Origin of the sequence: Streptomyces sp. NPDC001787 (assembly GCF_040297465.1) — a bacterium.
Classification (GTDB): Bacteria; Actinomycetota; Actinomycetes; order Streptomycetales; family Streptomycetaceae; genus Streptomyces.
Map to the genome: position 1 here is coordinate 1 of NZ_JBEOZE010000041.1, position 21217 is coordinate 21217.

Below are 21217 nucleotides of genomic sequence, written 5' to 3' on the forward strand. Positions count from 1 at the left end.
GTACTGCAGGGGGGACCCTGTGGGAGAGTAGGACGCCGCCGAACAATTTTTCCGGGAAAGCCCCGTGCCTTGTGGCACGGGGCTTTTCTGCGTTCTGAACGTCTAGGGTCGAACCATGCGCTACGAACTGGTCATCTTCGACAACGATGGTGTGCTCGTCGACAGTGAGCCGATCTCCAACACCATCCTCGCCGGCTACCTCACCGAACTCGGTCACCCCACCTCGTACGAGGAGTCCCTCCGCGACTACATGGGGGCCGCCGTGCACCGGGTGCACGATCTGATCGCGGAGCGGACGGGCGAGAAGCTGCCTGCCGACTTCGACGAGACACTTCACGCGCGGGTCTTCGCCGCGTTCCGGCGGGAGCTGGTGGCGGTGGACGGGGTACAGGAACTGCTGGGGACGCTCGTCGCCGACGGGGTGGACTACTGCGTCGCCTCCTCCAGCAGCCACGAACGGATCAGGGTCGGGCACCGTGCGGCCGGGCTCGACCAGTGGTTCGAGGAGGAGTGGATCTTCAGCTCGGAGGACGTCGGGCGGGGGAAGCCGGCGCCCGACCTGTTCCTGTACGCCGCGGAGCGCATGGGGGTCGCCCCGGAACGGTGCGTCGTCATCGAGGACAGCCCGCTCGGCGTCGAGGCCGCCAGGGCCGCCGGGATGGATGTGTACGGGTTTACGTCGATGATGCCGGCGGATCGGCTGAACGGTGTGACCGGCTACTTCTCCGACATGGCGCAACTGCCGGAATTGCTTGCCTGATCCATCTACCCATGGGTAGTTCCTGGCTCTACGCTCCCGCCATGACAGATGCGCGGTTGCGGCACGGTCGGGCCTCCTTGACGTTGAGCTTCCTTGTGCAAGGGGTGACCTTTGCGCTGCTCGTGACGCGTATCCCCGCCATCCAGGACCAGTACGGGATATCCGACGGGCTGCTGCCCGTCTTCCTCGCCGCTGTGCCGATCCTGGCGGGGGTCGGCAGCGTGCTGACCGAGAAGGTGGTCGCGCGGGTGCGGCCGGGGACCGTACTCAGGTGGGCGCAGCCCGTCGTGCTGCTGTCCCTGCTCGGAGTGGGCGGCGGCGGGCAGCTGTGGCATGTGGCTCTCGCGCTGGGCGTGTTCGGGCTGGCCGTCGGGGCGCTGGACGCCTCGATGAACATGATGGGTGTCAGCCTTCAGCGGGCGTACGGGCGCAGCATCATGCTCGGGTTCCATGCCGTGTACAGCCTCGGCGGGATCGCGGGGGCGTCGATGGCCTGGGCGGGGGCGTACTGGGATCTGTCCTTGGTCGTGTCCTATCTGCCCGCCGTGGTGCTGCTGCTGCCCGCCGCGTTGATCGGCAGCCGGTGGTACACCGAGGGCAAGGGGCCACAGGGGCAGGGTGCCGGTGGAGCCGGCGCGGACCCGGCGTCCGTTTCGTTCAAGCTGCTGCTGCCGCTGTGCCTCGTGATGAGCTTCGCGTACATCGGGGACTCGACCGTCTCCAACTGGAGTGCCAAGTACCTCCAGGACGTGCTGGGCAGCTCGGAGCAGATGTCGACGGTTCCGTACAACGTCTACATGGTGACGACGCTGCTGGGGCGGGCCGTCGGGGACTTCGGGGTGCGGCGGCTCGGGGCCGTGGCTGTGGTGCGGGGCGGGACGGTCCTGGCGGCGGCCGGCTTCGGGGTGGTGGCCGTGGCGCCGGGGGCGTGGGCGGGGATGCTCGGGTTCACGATGCTCGGGCTCGGGCTCTGCGTGATCGTGCCGCAGACCTTCGCGGCGGCCGGGCGGATGTTCCCCGGGGCCAGTGATGTGGCCATCGCCCGGCTGAACATCTTCAACTACGTCGGATTCCTCGTCGGTTCGCCGCTGGTGGGGTCGCTCGGGGACGCGTGGAGCTACCGGGGCGCGATGCTCGTACCGATGGTGCTGGTGCTGGCGACCCTCGTGTACGCCCGGTCGTTCGGTCCGGAGCCTGCCCGATACGGTGGCGGGCATGAGCGGCCGCGCACAGCTGATGTGGGATGACGCAGTAACGGGATACGACTTCGGGGACAGCCATCCGATGGACCCTGTCCGGCTCGCCCTGACGATGGGGCTGGTACGGGCGTTCGGGCTCGACGGGGCCGTGGACGTACGGGCGGCGAAGGCCGCCGGGGACTCCACGCTGCGGCTGGTCCACCGCGCGGACTATGTGGCGGCGGTGCGGGCCGCGTCCGAGGACCCCCGGTCGGCCGACCAGGGGTACGGGCTCGGCACCGTGGACGATCCGGCCTTCTCCGGGATGCACGAGGCGTCCGCGCTCATCGCCGGGCTGTCCGTGGGGGCGGCGGAGGCCGTGTGGCGGGGGGAGAGCGCGCACGCGGTGAACTTCACCGGGGGACTGCACCACGCCATGCCCGGCGGTGCCGCGGGGTTCTGTATCTACAACGACCCGGCGCTCGCCATCGCCCGGCTGCTGGAGCTGGGTGTGGAGCGGGTCGCGTACGTCGATGTGGACGTTCACCACGGTGACGGTGTGCAGGCCGCGTTCTGGGAGGATCCGCGGGTGCTGACGGTGTCGGTGCACGAGCACCCGCGCACGCTGTTTCCGCAGACCGGGTGGCCGGAGGAGACCGGTTCGGGGGCGGGGGAGGGCGGTGCGGTGAATGTGGCGCTGCCCGCCGGGACGGGGGACGCGGGGTGGCTGCGGGCGTTCCACGCGGTGGTGCCCGAGCTGATCGCGGACTTCCGGCCGCAGGTGCTGGTGACCCAGCACGGGGCCGACACGCACTTCGAGGACCCGCTGGCCCATCTCGCGGTGTCGCTGGACGCGCAGCGGGCGGTCATGGCCTCCTGTCACGATCTCGCCCATGAGTATGTGGAGGGCGGTCGCTGGGTGGCGCTGGGCGGTGGCGGGTACGCGGTCGTGGATGTGGTGCCGCGGTCCTGGACCCATCTGGTGGGGATCGCCGCACATGCGCCGGTGGACCCGGAGTCGGTGATTCCGGCGTCGTGGCGGGACGAGGTCTACGCCCGGACCCGGCAGTTGGGGCCGGCCCGGATGACGGACGGGCGTACGCCTACCTGGCAGCCGTGGGACGCGGGGTACGACCCGGCGGACCGGCTGGACCAGGCGGTGCTGGCGACCCGGCGGGCGGCGTTCCCGCTGCGGGGTCTGCTGACCTGAGACCCCGCCGGTGCGTGGCCGGGGCCCTCGGTGCGTGGCCGCGGGGCCGGGCCGGGCGGGCGTGCGGAGCGGTTACGCCAACTGTGGGGCTTCACGTGGGTTCGGGCTCCGGGCCGGGCGCCGTGCGGGAGTATCGAGAGAGTGTTGAGCACCGGAGCGCTGCGCGCTCATTTGCTGGCGGCCCGGCTGGCCGGGCCCGTGGCCACCTCGCGGGAGAACAGTCTGCGGAGCTATCGGCTCTTCGCCGCGAGAGATCCGAGAGTGACGCTCGGTCTCGATCCGGAGTGGGCCTGGGGGGAACGGGATCTGTTACGGCTGATGGCCGACAAGTGCGGGGTCTCGGACGATCCCGCGCATGTTTCCGGTCAGGATGTGATCGATCCCGAACGTACGCTGGCCGGGCTGGCCGCGTTCGCCGAGCGGCTCGCGCGTGCGGCGGCCCGGGGGGTGCCGGTGCTGTTCGGGACCGGTCATCCGCACCGGCTGCTCGGGTTCTACGCCGAGCTGGCAGACGCCCTGTCGGCGGCCGGGTGCCCCGTACTCACTCCCGCGCAGGGGCGATGTGTCGACATAACGACCCGGTTCGGCGTACGCACGTACAGCCTCGACTACGTACGACGCGTCGCCCTGGTGCGCGAACCCGGCGTGCGGACGCCCCGTGGTGAGACCGGCGTGCACAGCCACTCGCCGCTGCCGGTTCGGGTCGCGCTGGCGGCTGCGGTGGAGCGGCTCGGAGTGCTCCCGGGGCTGGTGATCGGGGACCACGGATGGGTCTGCGGTGCAGGTCAGCTGGGCATCGAGGCGATCGGGCTGGCCGATACGGACGATCCCGCGCTGTTCGTCGGGGAGGCCGAGGGGCGGGTGTCCGTCGTGGTTCCGGTTGATGACGCGGTGCAGGCGGATTACTACCGGCCGCTTACTCGCTATGTACTCAATCGGGCGTGTCTGTCACAGTAGGCGGCCGATCGCCTCTCCTCTTCCCCACTCGCATCACCCGCCCCTAATCTGGGCAGTGAGCGCACAACGACGAAGAGTCACCGGAGGGGAAGCCGGTGCGCGTCGCGTGCGGAAGGTACAGGTGGGTCATGGCTGCTGGCAGCGAGAGGCCTCTCAACGAGGTCAAGTTTCTGACCGTGGCGGAAGTCGCCTCGGTCATGCGAGTGTCGAAGATGACCGTGTACCGCTTGGTGCACAGCGGTCATCTGCCGGCGATCCGGGTGGGAAGGTCGTTCCGGGTGCCGGAGCAAGCGGTTCACGAGTATCTCCGCGAGTCCTTTGTGGGGGTGGAGTCGGCCTGACATTGCCCTCGGATTACGCCCCTCACCCGGTGGCGGGTAGGCTAGGCCGACGTAGGTCGTGTGGGCCCAGACGCCCCGCACCAGTGAAGATGAAGTGAGCGAGGGTAGTCGTGGGCTCTGTTATCAAGAAGCGGCGCAAGCGGATGGCCAAGAAGAAGCACCGCAAGCTGCTCAAGCGCACGCGCGTTCAGCGTCGCAACAAGAAGTAAGCGAACGCAGTTCGTGAATCCGCAGCCCTCCCGCCGTCCTGGTGGGAGGGCTGCGGTGCTTTTTCGGCAAGCCCGCGGCAAAGCCCGTCATGGGGTCGTCACGGGGCGACATCCACCGGTTACGGTGACGGCCAGGGGATTCCCCGCTTCGTGGGGTCCCGCTTTCACGACCGACGGAAGGCGCTGATCTTGGGCAAGGTCGTGCTCGTCACAGGAGCGGCCCGGCAGCTGGGGGGCCGCTTCGTGCGGCGCGTCCAGCGGGAGCCCGGGGTGGACCGGGTGATCGCCGTCGACGCGGTCGCACCCGGGCACCGGCTGGGCGACGCGGACTTCGTGCGCGCGGACATCCGGCAGCCCGCGATCGGCCGGGTCCTCGCCCAGCACTCCGTCGACACGGTGGTCCATCTGGACGTCTCCGGCAAGGCGCTCGGCGCGGGCGGCCGGACGGCGATCAAGGAGAACAACGTCATCGGCACCATGCAGCTGCTCGGTGCCTGCCAGAAGTCGCCCACCGTCCAACGGCTCGTGATCAAGTCCAGTACGAGTGTCTACGGCTCGGCGCCCCGGGACCCGGCGGTGTTCACCGAGACCACCCCGCCCAAATCGCTGCCCAGCGGCGGTTTCGCCAAGGACGCGGTGGAGGTCGAGGGGTACGTGCGGGGCTTCGCCCGCCGTCGGCCGGACGTCGCCGTGTGCGTGCTGCGGTTCGCGAACATCCTGGGACCCGAGCCGGACTCGCCGCTCGCCGACTATCTCTCGCTGCCGGTCCTGCCCACGGTGTTCGGATACGACCCGAGGCTCCAGTTCGTGCACGAGGACGATGTCGTCGACGTGCTGGGGATCGCCTCGCGAGAGCCCCGGCGCTCCACGCTGAACAGCGGGACGTTCAACATCGCGGGCGACGGGGTGCTGCTGCTCTCGCAGTGCTCCCGGCGGCTGGGGCGGCCGACCGTACCGGTGCTGCTGCCCGCCGTCACCTGGGTCGGCTCGGCCCTCCGTACGATCGGCATGACCGACTTCTCACCGGAACAGATCCGGCTGCTCACCCATGGCAGGGTGGTCTCCACCGTGCAGATGCGCGAGACGCTGGGTTTCCGGCCGAGGTTCAGCACGGCGGAGACCTTCGCGGAGTTCGTGCGCGGCCGGGGGCCGGGGCTGCTGTCGCCCGAGGTCGTGGGCAGGGCGGTGGACCGGCTGGCGGCGCTGCCGCTCCCCGGCGGGGCCGGTGCCGGACCGTCGGGTGACGGGGCCGGTGCGGTACAGACGACTCATGGCGCCAGGTAGAGGAGCGCACCGACGATGGCGGATGCCAAGGTCATTCCGTTCGAGGACGACCGTTCGCGGTCCGGCGGCCCCTCGCGTCCGGCGCGTCGCCGGACCGGGACGGGCAGCGGCGGGCGGGGCGAGGGCCCCGCGGCGCCCGTGAGCGCGCTGCCGGGCGGCCAGGTGCCCCCGGAGGGGCACGAGCCGCCCCGGGAGCCCCAGGAGCCACAGGAAGCCCAGGGAGGCCTGGAGCGGGGCGGCTGGGACCGGCGGATCGCGGGCGGGCTCGCCTTCCTGCGGCGGCGGGTCACCGGGGACTACGAGGTCGACGAGTTCGGATACGACAAGGAGCTCACCGACCAGGTCCTGATGTCGGTGCTCCGGCCGGTCGCGGACAAGTACTTCCGGGTCGAGGTGAAGGGCATCGAGAACATCCCCTCCGAGGGCGGGGCGCTCATCGTGGCCAACCACTCCGGGACGCTGCCGCTGGACGGCCTGATGCTCCAGGTCGCGGTGCACGACCACCATCCGGCCGAGCGGCATCTGCGGCTGCTGGCCGCCGATCTGGTCTTCCATCTGCCGGTCGTCAACGAGCTCGCGCGCAAGGCCGGTCACACGCTGGCCTGCGCGGAGGACGCACAACGGCTGCTGGAGCGCGGCGAGGTCGTCGGAGTGATGCCGGAGGGCTTCAAGGGCATCGGCAAGCCGTTCGGCGAGCGGTACAAGCTGCAGCGCTTCGGGCGCGGCGGTTTCGTGTCGACAGCGTTGCAGGCGGGGGCTCCGATCGTGCCGTGCTCGATCGTGGGCGCGGAGGAGATCTACCCGATGATCGGCAACGCGAAGACGCTGGCGCGGCTGCTGGGGATTCCGTACTTCCCGATCACACCGACGTTCCCGTGGCTGGGGCCGTTGGGGGCGGTGCCGCTGCCGACGAAGTGGACGATCCAGTTCGGGGAGCCGATTCCCACGGACGGCTATCCGCCGGAGGCGGCGGAGGATCCGATGCTGATGTTCAACCTGACGGATCAGGTGCGGGAGCAGATCCAGCACACGCTGTACAAGCTGCTGGTGCAGCGGCGGTCGGTCTTCTTCTGAGCCCCGAGGGTCCTGCACGCCGGCCGCGTCCTCGGTGATACGGCCGGGTCCGTGGCGAAAGGGCTGGCCGCGGCGAAGGGGGGCCGACCGCTCGGATCGAGCGAACGGCCCCCCGTACCGCCTACGGCTTCAGGTGCTCGCCGTCGATTCCCAGGCCGGGGAGCAGGCCCGGGAGCAGGGGCGGGAGTGTGACGTCCGGTGCGGGAGGCGGGGCGGCCTCCCCGTCCGGTGAGGGGGTGGCACCGTCCGTCGGGAGGCCGTCCAGCAACCCGTCCGTACCGCCGCCGAGCAGGCCTTCGGCCGGGGCGCTGCCGGAGCCGGAGGGCTCCGGCGACGTGCTGTCACCCGTGCTTCCTTCGGTGGCCTCGGGCGACGAGGGCGCGGGCTGCCGGGACCGGGCTGTGTCGCCGGACTGTCCGGGGGAGCCGGAGCGCACGCTGTCGTCGCTCCTGCCGGCCGGGCGGGGGAGCAGGGACTGGAGGGGGGCGACTTCCTGGTCCATGGCTTCGAAGACCGAGTTGACCTTGTCGCCGACATCGGTCAGCTGCACGGGAAGCCGGTCGCGAAGGGTGCTCCAGCTCTCGCGGTGCGAGCGGGAGAAGGAGTCCAGGGTCTGGATCGGGCCGATGGCGCCGTCGCGCTGATACGCGGAGTGGAGCAGCCGGTGGCCCTCCCCGGCGTCGTGCGACATGCCGTTGAGCGCGCGTCTGACCTCCCCGAGCGATTCGTGATCCATCTCGCCGGCGCGGGCCCGCTCCATCAGGCGGCGTGCTTCGCTCAGCCTGGTCGACGCCTGGTCGAGGTAGACCTCGCCGCGGTCGGCATCGCCGCTGGCCATACCGCGGTTGATGTCCTCCATGCCGCGCTTGAGCCCGTAGAGCGAATCACCGGGCAGGGCGTCGGAGCTGGCAGCGGCCACTCCGCCGAAAGCGCCCGCGGCCACACCGACGGTGAGCCCACCCGCGGTGAGGCCCTTCGCCCAGCGTGAGCGGGGGCGCAATTTCCGCAGTGGGGAGGCCCGGTGGGCCCCCTTGCTCCGCTGTTCGGGTACCGGAGGGCCCGTGGACGCGCCACCCTCGGCGAACATGGTCTCCATGGCGGCGACGAGCTGGGCTCGCTGCACCTCTTTGACCTCGGGATCCAACTGCGGCTTCGGTAGTTCACCGAGGCCGTTCGCCAGGGCCAACAGCTTTCCGCGGTCGGCCTGTTCGGCCGGTTCCTCGGGCTGTACGGCCGCCGCACCCTGGGGGGTCTGCTCCTCCAGGGCCTGGGCGAAGGCGTTCGCCCGCCGGTGTGCCGAAACGTTTGCGATCACTGGCGGCACCTCCTCTCGTCATGCACGGTCGACTCCCCTGGGGGTCCGGAAGGTTGCACACCTTGAACGTTTCCACACGATGGAGTGAGTGGGAACGGACATGGGGTGACGACAGGGGGCCTGCAACCGGCACAACGAGCTTCGCGGCACTTGGGTTACGCACGAAGGATGATCGGACCAGTGTGTGACGGATTGGTCACCGAAGGCGTTTTTCGCAGCCGATTCCCTTCGGCCGACGGTGGGTTCGTCGGCCGGTGTTGATCGGCGGCTGCTCGTCAGCGGGTGTTCGACGGCGGGTGTTCGTCGGCGGGAGCCGCCGGAGCCGGAGCCCCGGCGGCGGGTCAGCGGGCGTCGTCCGGCAGGAGCCTGGCGAGCGTACGGACGGCGCGGTACTGAAGGGTCTTGATCGCGCCCTCGTTCTTGCCCATCACCCGGGCGGTCTCGGCGACCGAGAGGCCCTGCAGGAACCGCAGGGTGACGCACTCCTGCTGTTGTGGGTTGAGTCGGCGCACGGCCTGCAGCAGTGCGGCGTTGGAGAGGGACTCCAGGACGGAGTCCTCGGGGCTGCGCTCGACCTCGTTGGCGTCGAGCATTTCGCCGGTGGTCACTTCCAGTCGGAAACGACTGGATTTGAAGTGGTCGGCGACCAGGTTTCGAGCGATGGTGACCAGCCAGGCGCCGAAGTCTCGCCCCTGCCAGGTGAACGTGGAGATACGGCGCAGCGCGCGGAGGAAGGTCTCACTGGTGAGGTCCTCCGCCGTCGCCTTGCCGCCCACGCGGTAGTAGATGTACCGGTACACGGTGTCGCTGTACTGGTCGTATAGGCGGCCGAAGGCATCCGCCTCACCGGCCTGTGCGCGCTCGACGAGATCCATCATGCGCGCGCTGTCGCTGTCGGCGGTCGGCCGACGTACGGCTGACGTGGTCGTAGCGCCGCGGTTGCTGCGTCTTCCGACCGCCGCACTGCGTTCGGCCAGGGCGTAGCAAGGGCCGGCAGGTGCAGGGGTGGCAAAGGCGGGGACGGCGTACGCGGTGGGGACGAAGCCGCGCAAGCGGTCAATGACCGTTGCACGCAGCGTAGCCAGGCCCGAGGCGTCAACCCCGACGTGTGGGTACACGGGACTCCCAGAGGCAGAGCTTCCATCACGAGCAGTTCGAATACCGTCACCCGTCGTAGCGGGTGACAGCTCCGGTATGCGTCTGAGGAGAATAACGCTTCGTACAGGCGGCGCTACACCGAGTTGCTCAAATCATCGATTACGTCGTTTCTCTTACCGCTAAGTGACGTATCAAGTAGCACATCGTGACCGTTTATTGATCGGATTACTTCGTGATCTGCCTACGGGCGCGACGGGTTGTGCTCGGTCGCCGGTAATCCGACTGGCCGGAGGGGTGGTTGCGGTGCGTGGCCGACGGGCTCCCGATCGGACGTGCCGACCCGGGCGTGGCCCCCGGGCGTGGCCCCCGGCCGGGGTGCGGTCGGGGGGCGGCGGCGGGTCAGCGGCGGCGGCGGTGCAGCGCGACCGCGGCGGCGGTGCCGCCGGCCAGGGCGCCGACACCGGCCGCGGCCGGGATGCCGACCTTGGCGGCCTTGCGGCCCGTGCGGTAGTCGCGCAGGCGCCAGTCCAGGGCGCGGGCGTGCTTGCGGAGCTTGGTGTCCGGGTTGATCGCGTAGGGGTGGCCGACCAGGGAGAGCATCGGGATGTCGTTGTGGGAGTCGCTGTAGGCCGCGCAGCGCTCCAGGTCGAGGCCCTCGGCCGCGGCCAGCGCGCGTACGGCTTCGGCCTTGGCGGGGCCGTGCAGCGGTTCGCCGACCAGGCGGCCGGTGTAGACGCCGTCGACGGATTCGGCGACGGTGCCCAGCGCGCCGGTCAGTCCCAGGCGGCGGGCGATGATCGTGGCGGTCTCCACCGGGGCCGCCGTGACCAGCCAGACCTTCTGTCCGGCGTCGAGGTGGGCCTGGGCGAGCGCGCGGGTGCCGGGCCAGATGCGGTCGGCCATGTACTCGTCGTAGATCTCCTCGCCGATGGACATCAGCTCGGAGACGCGGTGGCCCTTGACGATGGACAGGGCGCTGTCGCGGGCGTCCTGCATGTGTTCCGGGTCCTCGACGCCGGCCAGCCGGAACCACGCCTGCTGCCAGGCGAACCGGGTGAGCTCGCGGCGCTGGAAGAACTTCCGTTTGTACAGGCCGCGGCCGAAGTGGAAGATCGCGGCGCCCTGCATCACGGTGTTGTCGAGGTCGAAGAAGGCGGCGGCGCGGTCGTCCCCGGCCACCGGAAAGGCGGGTTCCTCGGCTTCGGGGGCCCCGGTTCCGGGCGCTTCCGCGAGAAGAGGGGAGTCGTCGGGCGCGAGCGAGGCCCTGCGTGCGGCTTCGGCTGCTGCTTCGCCTGCCAGCACGCTCCGTGCAGTCGCGGAACGCCTACGGGGTGTGAGCCATCCAAGAGCGGCCATGCCGTGAGCATAACCAGTCCGCCCGTACCTGCCCGACCTGCCGGGATGCGGACGCGTGAACTCTTCGGGGCCGAATCGCCGGACGGGGGATTCCGGGTGTTCGGGAGGGCGCCGCCACGGGGCGGGCGGCGGTCCGCCGCGGGCGCAGAATGTGTGCATGAGTGCCTTGCTGCGTCGTACGAAGAAGAAGCCCGCCGACCGGGTGGTCACCCTGGTGGGCAAGCCCGGCTGTCACCTCTGCGAGGACGCGAGGGCGGTGGTGGAAGCGGTCTGCGGGGAGACCGGCGCGTCGTGGGTGGAGAAGGACATCACTCAGGACGAAGCGCTGTACAAGGAGTACTGGGAGCAGATTCCGGTCGTGCTGATCGACGGCGAGCAGCACACGTTCTGGCGGGTGGATCCGGAACGGCTGCGCGGCGCACTGGGCGCCTGAGAGCCCGACGCCGACCGGCGTGGCGAAACCCGGTTAACATCATGGGCGTTTTGAGTGGTCTCGGGGGCGTAGACGTGAGGAGTGTGTACCGCTTTGCCCCCTTCGAGCCCGCAACGGGTTGATGCGGTCCATGGTTCCGGGAACGCGCAGGCAATGTGCGTGACCCCGGTCACTTTGACCGGACAAAACGGACACCATCTTTGTGCACGCGTTCACAAAGACATAGCCTGCATTCGACGGGGCGGTCTTGGGACATACGGCCGCCTGCAGCCCCGCTCATCCCGCAGGAGCACCGTGGCAACTGGCCGAACTCACCGACCGGCGACCCGTAGCCGAGGAATTCCCGAGGCCACCGTCGCCCGACTTCCGCTGTATCTGCGCGCACTGACCGCGCTGTCCGAACGATCGGTTCCCACGGTCTCCTCCGAGGAACTCGCCACGGCGGCGGGGGTCAACTCCGCCAAGCTCCGCAAGGACTTCAGCTACCTGGGGTCCTACGGCACCCGCGGTGTCGGGTACGACGTCGAGTATCTCGTCTACCAGATCTCCCGTGAACTCGGGCTCACCCAGGACTGGCCCGTCGCCATCGTCGGCATCGGTAACCTCGGCGCGGCGCTCGCCAATTACGGCGGCTTCGCCTCCCGCGGTTTCCGGGTCGCGGCCCTGATCGACGCCGACCCCGCGATGGCCGGAACGCCTGTCGCGGGCATCGCCGTCCAGCACACCGACGACCTGGACCGGATCATCAGCGACAACGGTGTGTCCATCGGCGTGATCACCACCCCGCCGGGCGCCGCGCAGCAGGTCTGCGACCGGCTCGTGGCCGCGGGTGTGACCTCCATCCTGAACTTCGCGCCGACCGTGCTCTCGGTTCCCGAGGGCGTCGACGTGCGGAAGGTGGACCTGTCCATCGAGCTCCAGATCCTCGCCTTCCACGAGCAGCGCAAGGCCGGTGAGGACATCGCCGCCGCCGAGGGCGACGACGAGTCCGCGCCGCCGATGCGCGCCACCCCTGTGAGCCGGAAGGGACCCGACGGGGACATGCCCGCCGTGATGCCGGCATGAGCCTCCTCGTCGTCGGTCTGAGCCACCGCAGCGCCCCCGTCTCCGTACTGGAGCGGGCCTCGCTCGCTGCCGGGACCCAGGCCAAGCTGCTGCAGGACACCCTCGCCGCGGAGCCCGCGACCGAGGCCGCCGTGCTGGCCACCTGCAACCGCATCGAGCTGTACGCCGACGTGGACAAGTTCCACGCGGGCGTCGCCGAGCTGTCCACCCTGCTCGCCCAGCACAGCGGGGTCGGGCTCGACGAGCTCACTCCGTATCTCTATGTGCACTACGAGGACCGGGCCGTCCACCACCTCTTCTCGGTGGCCTGCGGGCTGGACTCGATGGTCGTCGGCGAGGGCCAGATCCTCGGCCAGATCAAGGACGCGCTCGCGCTCGGCCAGGAGACCCACACCGCCGGCCGGCTGCTGAACGACCTCTTCCAGCAGGCCCTGCGGGTCGGGAAGCGGGCCCACAGCGAGACCGGGATCGACCGGGCCGGACAGTCGCTCGTCACCTTCGGGCTCCAGCAGCTCGCGGGCGGCGCCGACCCCGCCGTCTGGGCCGGGGGCAAGCGTGCCCTGGTCATCGGCGCGGGCTCGATGTCCTCGCTGGCCGCCGCCACCCTCGCCCGCACCGGCGTCTCCGAGATCGTCGTCGCCAACCGGACCCGGGCCCGCGCCGACCGCCTCGTCGAGATCCTGCACCAGGCGGACGGCACCGGAGTGCGCGCCCAGGCCGTCGAGATGTCCGCGGTCGCGGACGAACTGACACGTGCAGACGTCGTGGTGTCCTGCACCGGGGCCACCGGGCTCGTCCTGACCGCCGAGGCCGTCGCCGGAGCGCTCGGCGTCACCTTCGACGCCGCCGTCGAGGCGCCCGCGGTCACCGTCACCGCCGCCCCGGCCGACCTCGACCAGCACGCCGCGTGGGTGGAGAACGGTTCCGCCGCGTCGGCCGCCTCCGCCGCCGTGACGACCGCGCGGGTCACCGTGCCGGCCCAGTCCACCGGTCCCGTGCGGCTGGCCCTGCTCGACCTCGCCATGCCGCGCGACATCGACGGAGCGGCCCACCGCATCGACGGTGTGCGCCTCGTCGACATCGAGTCGCTCGCCGAGGCGTCCGCGGACGCTCCGATGGCCGCGGACGTGGACCAGGTGCGCACCATCGTCGCCGACGAGGTCGCCGCGTTCGGCGCCGCCCAGCGTGCCGCCCATGTCGCCCCGACCGTGGTCGCCCTGCGCACCATGGCCGCCGATGTGGTCGCCGGTGAGATCGCCCGCCTCGACGGACGTCTCCCCGACCTGAACGAGAAGCAGCGCGCCGAGATCACGCAGACCGTGCGGCGCGTCGTCGACAAACTCCTGCACGCGCCCACCGTGCGGGTCAAGCAGCTCGCCAGTGAGCCCGGCGGCGCCGGGTACGCCGACGCGCTGCGGGAACTCTTCGACCTCGACCCGCAGACGGTGGCCGCCGTCTCCCGGGCAGACCTGAACGACCCGAATAGAGGGCGGTCATGACCGACAACTCAACCCCGGCCGCGCGGAAGCCCGCGCCCCTGCGGCTGGGCACCCGGCGCAGCAAGCTCGCCATGGCGCAGTCAGGCATGGTGGCCGACGCGGTCAGCGAGGTGACCGGGCGCGCCGTCGAGCTCGTCGAGATCACCACGTACGGGGACACCTCCCGCGAGCACCTCGCGCAGATCGGCGGGACCGGTGTGTTCGTCGCCGCGCTGCGCGACGCACTCCTGCGCGGCGAGGTGGACTTCGCGGTGCACTCGCTCAAGGACCTGCCGACCGCGCAGCCCGAGGGCCTCGTGCTGGCCGCCGTACCGCTGCGCGAGGACCCGCGCGACGTACTGGTGGCGCGCGACGGGCTGACCCTGGCGCAACTGCCGTCCGGTGCCCGCATCGGCACCGGTTCGCCGCGCCGCATGGCGCAGCTCAACGCGTACGCCCGGTCCCACGGCCTCGACATCGAGACCGTGCCGATCCGGGGCAACGTCGATACGCGGATCGGATTCGTCCGGAGCGGAGAGCTGGACGCGGTGGTTCTCGCCGCCGCCGGGCTCAGCCGCCTCGGCCGGACCGGTGAGGTGACCGACTTCCTTGCGGTCGACACCGTTCTGCCCGCTCCCGGCCAGGGAGCACTGGCGATCGAATGCGCTGAGACCAGCGCGGACCTCGCCGCCGCGCTCGCCGAGCTCGACGACCCGTACACCCGGGCCGCCGTGACCGCCGAGCGTGCCCTGCTCGCCGCCCTGGAGGCCGGCTGCTCCGCACCCGTGGGTGCGCTGGCCGACCTCCAGGTCGACGGGCAGACTGTCAACGAACTGCGCCTGCGCGGTGTCGTCGGTACCACCGACGGCTCCTCGATGGTGCAGCTGTCCACCACCGGTCCCGTCCCCACGTCGCACGACGACGCGGCGGCCCTCGGTCGCGAGCTCGCGGCCGAGATGCTTGCCAAGGGTGCGGCCGGTCTTATGGGGGAGCGAGCACTTTGAGCCCCACCGGCCCCGCCGCATCCGACTTTCCGGTCCTGTCCGCACAAGGGCACGTCACCTTCCTCGGCGCCGGTCCCGGCGACCCGGGTCTGCTGACGCTCCGCGCCGTCGAGGCGCTTGCGAGCGCGGACGTCCTTGTCGCAGAACCGGAGGTTCTCGACGTTGTTCGCTGCCATGCGCGGGCAGGCGTAAGCACCCCTGAGCTGACGGTTGTTGACGTGGCGTCAACAGCCGCCGGAGTACCCGTTCTCAGGGATGCGGCCAATCTTGTCATGGAGGCCGCGAAGGGTGGCAGGCGGGTCGTCCGTGCTGTCACCGGCGACCCGGGCCTCGACGGCAACGCGGGCGCGGAGATGCTCGCGTGCGCCGCCGCGGGGGTGCCCTTCGAGGTCGTTCCCGGTGTCGCGAACGTCGTGGGCGTGCCCGCGTACGCCGGGGTGCCGCTGCGTGACGCGCAGGGCGCCGACGTGCGCTTCGTGGACGCCCGTACCGCCTCGGACCGCTGCTGGAGCGAGGTCGGCGCGAGCGATGCGACGGCCGTCGTGGCGACCACGCTGGACTCGGTCGCGGCCGCCGCCGGTGAGCTGGTGTCCGCGGGCCGCAAGCCCGACACCCCGCTGACCGTCACGGTCGCGGGCACGACCACCCGCCAGCGGACCTGGACGGCGACCCTCGGGACGATCGCCCAGGTCCTGAAGCAGGCGAAGGTCCTCCCGTCGCCGGACGGGCACCAGCCCGTCATAGCCGTGGTCGGGGAGCGGAGCTCCGCCGCCCAGCGCGACCAGCTCGCGTGGTTCGAGTCCAAGCCGCTGTTCGGCTGGAAGGTGCTCGTGCCGCGTACGAAGGAGCAGGCGGCATCGCTCTCCGACCAGCTGCGTTCGTACGGCGCCGTGCCGCACGAGGTCCCGACGATCGCCGTCGAGCCGCCGCGTACGCCCCAGCAGATGGAGCGTGCGGTCAAGGGCCTGGTCACGGGCCGCTACGAGTGGATCGCCTTCACCAGCGTGAACGCGGTGAAGGCCGTCCGGGAGAAGTTCGAGGAGTACGGGCTCGACGCCCGTGCCTTCGCCGGGATCAAGGTCGCGGCAGTCGGCGAGCAGACCGCCGCCGCGCTGATCGACTTCGGTGTGAAGCCCGACCTGGTGCCGTCCGGCGAGCAGTCCGCCGCCGGTCTGCTGGAGGACTGGCCGCCCTACGACCCGGTCTTCGACCCGATCGACCGTGTCTTCCTGCCGCGCGCCGACATCGCCACCGAGACGCTGGTGGCCGGTCTCATCGAGCTGGGCTGGGAGGTCGACGACGTCACCGCGTACCGCACGGTCCGCGCCTCGCCGCCGCCCGCCGACACGCGTGAGGCCATCAAGGGCGGCGGCTTCGACGCGGTGCTCTTCACCTCGTCCTCGACGCTGCGCAACCTGGTCGGCATCGCGGGCAAGCCGCACAACCTGACCGTCATCGCGTGCATCGGCCCCGCCACGGCCAAGACCGCCGAGGAGCACGGCCTGCGGGTCGACGTCCTGTCGCCGGAGCCGTCGGTGCACAAGCTCGCCGAGGCGCTGGCCGCCTTCGGCGCGCAGCGCCGGGACGCGGCGAAGGAGGCCGGTGACCCGGTGACCCGGCCGAGCGAGCGGCGCCCGGGTGCGCGCCGCCGTCGCTCGACGACCTGACCGGTCCGGACACGGACGACGGGCCCTGCCGCTTCGGCGGCCGGGCCCGTCCGTCGTTCTTCCGGCACGGGCTTTTTCCGGCCCGGGTGTCGGTAAGACACTGATGTGTACGGGTCTATCGTCGAAGGATGACTGTGTACGGAAACTTCCCCGGCTCCCGCCCCCGGCGGCTGCGGACGACCCCGGCGATGCGGCGGATGGTCGCCGAGACACGGCTCGACCCGGCGAACCTGATCCTCCCCGCGTTCGTCCGCGAGGGCATCGACGCCCCGGTCGCCATCTCGGCCATGCCCGGTGTGTACCAGCACACCCTGGACACCCTGCGGAAGGCCGCCGTCGAGGCGGTGTCGGCGGGGGTCTCGGGGATCATGCTCTTCGGTGTCCCGGAGGACAGCCGTAAGGACGCCCGTGGCACGGCGGGCACGGACCCGGAGGGCATCCTCCAGCTCGGTCTGCGCGCCGTACGGGAGGAGGTCGGTGACGATCTCGTCGTCATGTCCGACCTCTGCCTGGACGAGTACACCGACCACGGCCACTGCGGTGTCCTGACCGCGGACGGCCGCGTCGACAACGACGCCACCCTGGAGCGGTACGCCGAGATGGCCCAGGTCCAGGCCGACGCGGGCGCCCATGTGGTGGGCCCCAGCGGCATGATGGACGGCCAGGTCGGTGTCATCCGGGACGCGCTGGACCAGACGGGCCACGAGGACGTCTCGATCCTCGCGTACACCGCGAAGTACTCCTCCGCCTTCTACGGCCCCTTCCGCGAGGCCGTCGGCTCCTCGCTCAAGGGCGACCGCAAGACGTACCAGCAGGACCCGGCGAACGCCCGTGAGTCACTGCGCGAGCTGGCGCTCGACCTCGAAGAGGGCGCCGACATGGTCATGGTCAAGCCGGCCGGACCGTACCTGGACATCCTCGCCGAGGTCGCCGGCTCGGTGGACGTGCCGGTCGCCGCGTACCAGATCAGCGGTGAGTACGCGATGATCGAGGCGGCGGCGGAGAAGGGCTGGATCGACCGGGACGCGGCCATCCTGGAGAGCCTGACGGGCATCCGGCGGGCCGGGGCGCGGATGATCCTGACGTACTGGGCGACCGAGGTCGCGCAGCGGCTGGGGCGCGGCGGCTCCTGAGGCGTGTACGCGAAAGTCCCGCCCCGCTCCCGTGACGTACTCCGGGAGCGGGGCGGGACTTTCGCGTGGGCCGTCGTACGGGGTGGGGGCGGCGTACGGGGCGTGCGGGGCTTGTGGGGGGCGGCCGGGTGCCGGTCGGTGGGGCCTACTTCCCGGTGACGTAGGCGGTCCAGATCCGGAGCGGGAAGGTGTTGCCGCGATTCGTCTCGTCCCCGCCCATGCCCTGCATTCCCAGCAGTTGAGGGGTGCCGGGCTTGTTGCGGAACGTCGTGACGGCCGTGGTCAGATCCTTCGTGTGGCCGATGAACCAGGCCGACTTCATCCGGTCGTCCTCGCTGGTCGCACCCGCCGAGAGGCTGTCGAGAGTCCGGGAGTTGATGAACGGGTCGAGCCGTCTGTCGCGCGCCAGTTTCGTCCAGGCCACCGTCCCCAGGACGTTGTTCACGTTGTTCGCCACCGCGGCGTCCATCGCGCGCGTCGGCCTGGGCTTCTCGAAGCCCTCGATCGTCTCGCCGTCCCGGGTCATCCTGGTCACCGAGTAGGGATCGGCCCGCATGCCCTCATTGCTGAAGGCGGTGTAGGCGTCCGCCATCCTGACCGCGCTCGGTGTGGAGGTGCCGAGGGCGAAGGAGCGGTCCAGGCGCGCCAGGCTCTGTTCGCGCAGCCCGGCGGCGATCGCCAGCTCCTTCACCTTCTTGAGCCCGATGCGTTTGCCGAGTTGGACGAAGGTGGCGTTGGCCGAGGTGATCAGCGCCTCGCTCAGGGTCGTCGGCGCCGTGACCTGCACCGAGCCGGGAGTGGTACCCGGCGGATAGGTGGGTACCGCGAGCGGGCCGCTCCTGATCAGTTTCCCCGTACTGTCGTAGCCGCTCTCCAGGGTGATGCCGTCGCCGTGCTGAAGGGCCGCGGCCAGCACGAAGGGCTTGAAGGCCGAGCCGACGGGGACGCCCGCGGTGTCGGCGTTGTTGGCGAAGCGGGTGACCGCGTCGGCTCCGCCGTACACCGCTGCCACGGCCCCGTCGGGCCGCACGGATGCCGCGCCGACCTCGACGTACTTGTCCTCGGGGCGCTTGCGGGGGTCGAGATCGCGCTTGCGTACGCTGCGCACGGCCCGCTCCAGTTGCTGCACCCTGTCCTTCTCGAAGGTGGTGTGCACCTTGTAGCCGCCGCGGGCGAGGTCCTTGTCGGTGAGGCCGGAGCGCATCCTGATGTGCTTGTTGGCGATGTCGACGAGGTAGCCGGTCTGGCCGCCGAGGCTGGTCGGCTTGGCGGCCGTCCTCGGTTCGGGGAACGTCCGGTAGTGCACACGCTCGGCCTTCGTCATCATGCCGACCTCCACCTGGCGGTCGAGGATCCACTCCCAGCGGTCCACGGCGCGTTCGTGGTTGCCCTTGCCGCCGGCGGGGTCGTACTCCTCCGCCCCCTTGAGCAGAGCGGCGAGCAGCGCCGCCTGGCTGGGGTTGAGGTCCTTCGCGGGGATCCCGTAGTACGCCTGCGCCGCCGCCTGGATGCCGTTGGCGCCGCGGCCGAACCAGGAGGTGTTCAGATACCCCTGGAGGATCTCCTCCTTGCTCTTCTTGTTGTTGAGCTTCAGCGAGATGAAGAACTCCTGGAACTTCCGGGAGGCCGACTGCTCCTGGCTGAGGTAGGTGTTCTTCACGTACTGCTGGGTGATGGTGGAGCCGCCCTGGGTCTCGCCGCCCTTGACCATGCTGACGACCGCGCGGGCGATCCCCGTCGCCGATACGCCCGGGTCGTCGTAGAAGGTCTCGTTCTCGGCGGCGATGACCGCCCGCTCCACCGAGTCGGGTATGTCGGCCAGTGTGACGTTCTGCCGGTTGACCTCGCCCACGCTCACCAACTGGCTGCCGTCCGCCCAGTAGTAGACGGAGCCCTGTCTGTTCGCCTCGGCGTTCTCGTCCGGGATGTCGACGGACGCGTACACGCCGATGAACAGCCCGGCCAGCGCGCCGACTCCGAGCAGGAACCCGCCCACCACCTGCCGCCACGAGGGAACCCAGCGGCGCCAGTTGGTTCTCCCCCGGCGGGGATAGTCGACACGGAGCCTGCGAAGGCGGTTCGGGCGGATGCGGCGTCGGGCCATGCTCCAGCTCCTCGTTCACTGTCCCGCACCGGTGGCGCGGGCTTGTGAGAGGAGATGTTCCGGATAGCGATCAGGTTGTCTCGGCGCCCTTTCCCGCACAAGTCGTGAACGCGCACGGGAAGGCCCCTCGGCTCAGGCGCTGCCCGCCTCCTTCAGGGCGGACCTCGCGCAGGCCTGTACGAGGGGGTCCTCGTCCGACCGCGCGGCGGCGGCCAGCGCCTCGGTGACCCCGGGGTCGTGGGCGGCGTAGGGGCCCAGTGCCATGGCCGCGTACTGGCGCACCAGGTCCTCCTCGGGGTCGAGCAGCGCCGCCAGCAGGGCCCTGCCCGCACGGTGCCGCAGCCCGGGATCGGCCGGGGGCCACAGGCGCAGGACCGTGGCGCACTCGATGCGGGCGAGGTCGTACTCGCCCGCGTCGGCGACCACCGAGACGAGGAAGGGCTGCGCGGACGCGTCGCCGTCCAGCGCGGCGATGATCTCGCGCTTCCTGTCGCTGTCGGCCGGCAGGGCGCGGTACTCGGCGATGAGGCGCCGGGCCGGGTCAGTGGTGTCCGGTCGGGGCATGGCTCGGGGCGCTTTGCGTAAGGACGTCGGGCGGGGATGCGAGGGGCGGGGATGCGAGGGGCCGGGGTGCGCCGGGCGGGGGTGCGCCGGGCCGGGGGTGGTGACGGCACCACCCCCGGGCGCCGATGGGTCAGTCCCACCAGAAGGACCATGCCTCCTTGTTGAGCAGCGCCTTCTCCGCGTAGACGTCCAGGTCGTTCGACTGGCCCTGGTCGAGGTTGTCCGGGCAGAACGCGTAGTGCTCCTCGGCCAGTGCCCGTGCCTCCGCCGGGGTCGTGGGCGGCCGTGCGACGGAGACGACCAGGGTGTCGAACCCCAGCTCCACGAGCCGTATGTCGAACCGGTCCTCCCAGGAGCGGAGCACCGCGCAGAGCCTGGCCACGTCGTTCTCGTGGTTCATCGGGCCGGTCCAGCCGATGGCCGCCGGTATGTCGGCGCTGCGGCGGGCGGGGACCAGGGCGATGCGCGGCCCGGACGGCCCGTCGTCGCCCGCGTCGATGATCTGGGCCGCGATCTCCTTCGCCAGGGCGTCCGGTTCGTCCGGCCCGGCGACCTCCGGCCGGGGAACCAGGTCCAGGTGCTCGGGGCCGTCCTCGGCGTCTTCGGTGTCCTCGGTGCAGTACGACCGGTAGTCGTTGAGGACCTCCTCGGCGTCGTGGTCACCGGGGTACGACGTCCCGTCCGGGTCGAGGTCCCACTCCTCGGGCCACTGCTCCCGCCGCCCGCCGTCGATCAGCACCGGGAGCAGCCCCAGCGGCTTCCCGGCGGCCCGCATCGCGGCCCATGTGCCGTGGGCGGCCGGGCCGTTCGCGTACCAGAGGAGCGGTTCGTGCCAGGTGCCGTCCATGGTGTCGTCCACCAGGGAGCCGGGCGGGAGGTCCAGGCCGGAGGACGCCAGGGACGGCAGGGGGTTCGGAAGCGATGCCATGAACGTGACTCTAAGCGGCACCACTGACAGCGGCCGGGGGGCCTTCCGCGCGGGCCCCG

Annotated in this window: 20 protein-coding genes; 14 read left to right on the top strand and 6 right to left on the bottom strand. The window is 70.8% G+C overall.

Annotated elements, in window-relative coordinates:
• The first annotated feature begins 115 nt into the window (after nucleotides 1–115).
• The 8 genes from ABT170_RS35900 to ABT170_RS35935 all read left to right on the top strand — a co-directional run bounded on the left by ABT170_RS35900 (nucleotide 116) and on the right by ABT170_RS35935 (nucleotide 7013).
• Nucleotides 116–760, top strand: a complete 645-nt coding sequence (locus ABT170_RS35900) for an HAD family hydrolase (RefSeq protein ID WP_329941357.1) — start codon at nucleotides 116–118, stop codon at nucleotides 758–760.
• 41 nt (nucleotides 761–801) lie between these two features.
• The gene (locus tag ABT170_RS35905; RefSeq protein ID WP_329941356.1) at nucleotides 802–2007 is read left to right on the top strand and encodes an MFS transporter; all 1206 of its coding nucleotides are present in this window, start codon (nucleotides 802–804) and stop codon (nucleotides 2005–2007) included.
• The gene (locus ABT170_RS35910) at nucleotides 1976–3148 is read left to right on the top strand and encodes an acetoin utilization protein AcuC (RefSeq protein ID WP_329941355.1); all 1173 of its coding nucleotides are present in this window, start codon (nucleotides 1976–1978) and stop codon (nucleotides 3146–3148) included. Before ABT170_RS35905 ends, ABT170_RS35910 begins: the two co-directional genes overlap by 32 nt.
• A 141-nt stretch (nucleotides 3149–3289) precedes the next feature.
• Complete coding sequence (locus ABT170_RS35915) at nucleotides 3290–4105, top strand: phosphatase (protein WP_329941354.1); 816 nt, start codon at nucleotides 3290–3292, stop codon at nucleotides 4103–4105.
• 128 nt (nucleotides 4106–4233) lie between these two features.
• On the top strand, nucleotides 4234–4446 hold the full coding sequence (locus ABT170_RS35920) for a helix-turn-helix domain-containing protein (protein WP_014046653.1): 213 nt from the start codon (nucleotides 4234–4236) through the stop codon (nucleotides 4444–4446).
• A gap of 110 nt (nucleotides 4447–4556) precedes the next feature.
• A complete protein-coding gene (locus ABT170_RS35925) occupies nucleotides 4557–4655 on the top strand; it encodes a 30S ribosomal protein bS22 (RefSeq protein WP_003948845.1) in 99 nt (32 codons plus the stop codon).
• A gap of 189 nt (nucleotides 4656–4844) precedes the next feature.
• Entirely contained in the window at nucleotides 4845–5939 is a 1095-nt protein-coding gene (locus ABT170_RS35930; RefSeq protein ID WP_329941353.1) for an NAD-dependent epimerase/dehydratase family protein, read from the top strand.
• Between the two features lie 15 nt (nucleotides 5940–5954).
• Nucleotides 5955–7013, top strand: a complete 1059-nt coding sequence (locus ABT170_RS35935) for a lysophospholipid acyltransferase family protein (protein ID WP_351874581.1) — start codon at nucleotides 5955–5957, stop codon at nucleotides 7011–7013.
• 121 nt (nucleotides 7014–7134) lie between these two features.
• Here the strand turns inward: ABT170_RS35935 and ABT170_RS35940 are convergent, their stop codons facing one another.
• From ABT170_RS35940 to ABT170_RS35950, 3 genes are all read right to left on the bottom strand, one after another.
• Entirely contained in the window at nucleotides 7135–8328 is a 1194-nt protein-coding gene (locus ABT170_RS35940; RefSeq protein ID WP_329941351.1) for a DUF5667 domain-containing protein, read from the bottom strand.
• A 341-nt stretch (nucleotides 8329–8669) separates the two neighbouring features.
• Nucleotides 8670–9446, bottom strand: a complete 777-nt coding sequence (locus ABT170_RS35945; RefSeq protein WP_266922678.1) for an ECF subfamily RNA polymerase sigma factor, BldN family — start codon at nucleotides 9444–9446, stop codon at nucleotides 8670–8672.
• Between the two features lie 379 nt (nucleotides 9447–9825).
• Nucleotides 9826–10782 (bottom strand): HAD family hydrolase, encoded by a 957-nt coding sequence (locus ABT170_RS35950; protein WP_351874585.1) that lies wholly within the window; start codon nucleotides 10780–10782, stop codon nucleotides 9826–9828.
• 157 nt (nucleotides 10783–10939) lie between these two features.
• Between ABT170_RS35950 and ABT170_RS35955 the strand changes: the two genes are divergently transcribed.
• From ABT170_RS35955 to hemB, 6 genes are all read left to right on the top strand, one after another.
• Nucleotides 10940–11215, top strand: coding sequence for a glutaredoxin family protein (locus ABT170_RS35955; protein ID WP_329941349.1), 276 nt, complete (start codon nucleotides 10940–10942; stop codon nucleotides 11213–11215).
• A 294-nt stretch (nucleotides 11216–11509) separates the two neighbouring features.
• Complete coding sequence (locus ABT170_RS35960; RefSeq protein ID WP_329941348.1) at nucleotides 11510–12280, top strand: redox-sensing transcriptional repressor Rex; 771 nt, start codon at nucleotides 11510–11512, stop codon at nucleotides 12278–12280.
• A complete protein-coding gene (locus ABT170_RS35965) occupies nucleotides 12277–13779 on the top strand; it encodes a glutamyl-tRNA reductase (protein WP_351874590.1) in 1503 nt (500 codons plus the stop codon). Before ABT170_RS35960 ends, ABT170_RS35965 begins: the two co-directional genes overlap by 4 nt.
• The gene (gene hemC, locus ABT170_RS35970; RefSeq protein ID WP_329941346.1) at nucleotides 13776–14762 is read left to right on the top strand and encodes a hydroxymethylbilane synthase; all 987 of its coding nucleotides are present in this window, start codon (nucleotides 13776–13778) and stop codon (nucleotides 14760–14762) included. The genes ABT170_RS35965 and hemC overlap by 4 nt, the downstream gene beginning before the upstream one ends.
• Nucleotides 14759–16429 (top strand): bifunctional uroporphyrinogen-III C-methyltransferase/uroporphyrinogen-III synthase, encoded by a 1671-nt coding sequence (locus tag ABT170_RS35975; RefSeq protein ID WP_351874593.1) that lies wholly within the window; start codon nucleotides 14759–14761, stop codon nucleotides 16427–16429. Before hemC ends, ABT170_RS35975 begins: the two co-directional genes overlap by 4 nt.
• 128 nt (nucleotides 16430–16557) lie before the next feature.
• Nucleotides 16558–17562 carry a porphobilinogen synthase gene (gene hemB / locus ABT170_RS35980; protein WP_329941344.1) on the top strand — a complete coding sequence of 335 codons (1005 nt, stop codon included), beginning with the start codon at nucleotides 16558–16560 and terminating at the stop codon, nucleotides 17560–17562.
• Nucleotides 17563–17707: 145 nt separating this feature from the next.
• On the opposite strand, the gene ABT170_RS35985 is transcribed toward hemB, so the two are convergent.
• The 3 genes from ABT170_RS35985 to ABT170_RS35995 all read right to left on the bottom strand — a co-directional run bounded on the left by ABT170_RS35985 (nucleotide 17708) and on the right by ABT170_RS35995 (nucleotide 21158).
• Nucleotides 17708–19666, bottom strand: a complete 1959-nt coding sequence (locus tag ABT170_RS35985) for a transglycosylase domain-containing protein (protein ID WP_329941343.1) — start codon at nucleotides 19664–19666, stop codon at nucleotides 17708–17710.
• Between the two features lie 132 nt (nucleotides 19667–19798).
• Nucleotides 19799–20230: a HEAT repeat domain-containing protein gene (locus ABT170_RS35990; protein WP_351874597.1), complete on the bottom strand. Its 432-nt coding sequence runs from the start codon at nucleotides 20228–20230 to the stop codon at nucleotides 19799–19801.
• A gap of 130 nt (nucleotides 20231–20360) precedes the next feature.
• The gene (locus ABT170_RS35995; protein ID WP_329941341.1) at nucleotides 20361–21158 is read right to left on the bottom strand and encodes a DUF4253 domain-containing protein; all 798 of its coding nucleotides are present in this window, start codon (nucleotides 21156–21158) and stop codon (nucleotides 20361–20363) included.
• Nucleotides 21159–21217 lie beyond the last annotated feature (59 nt).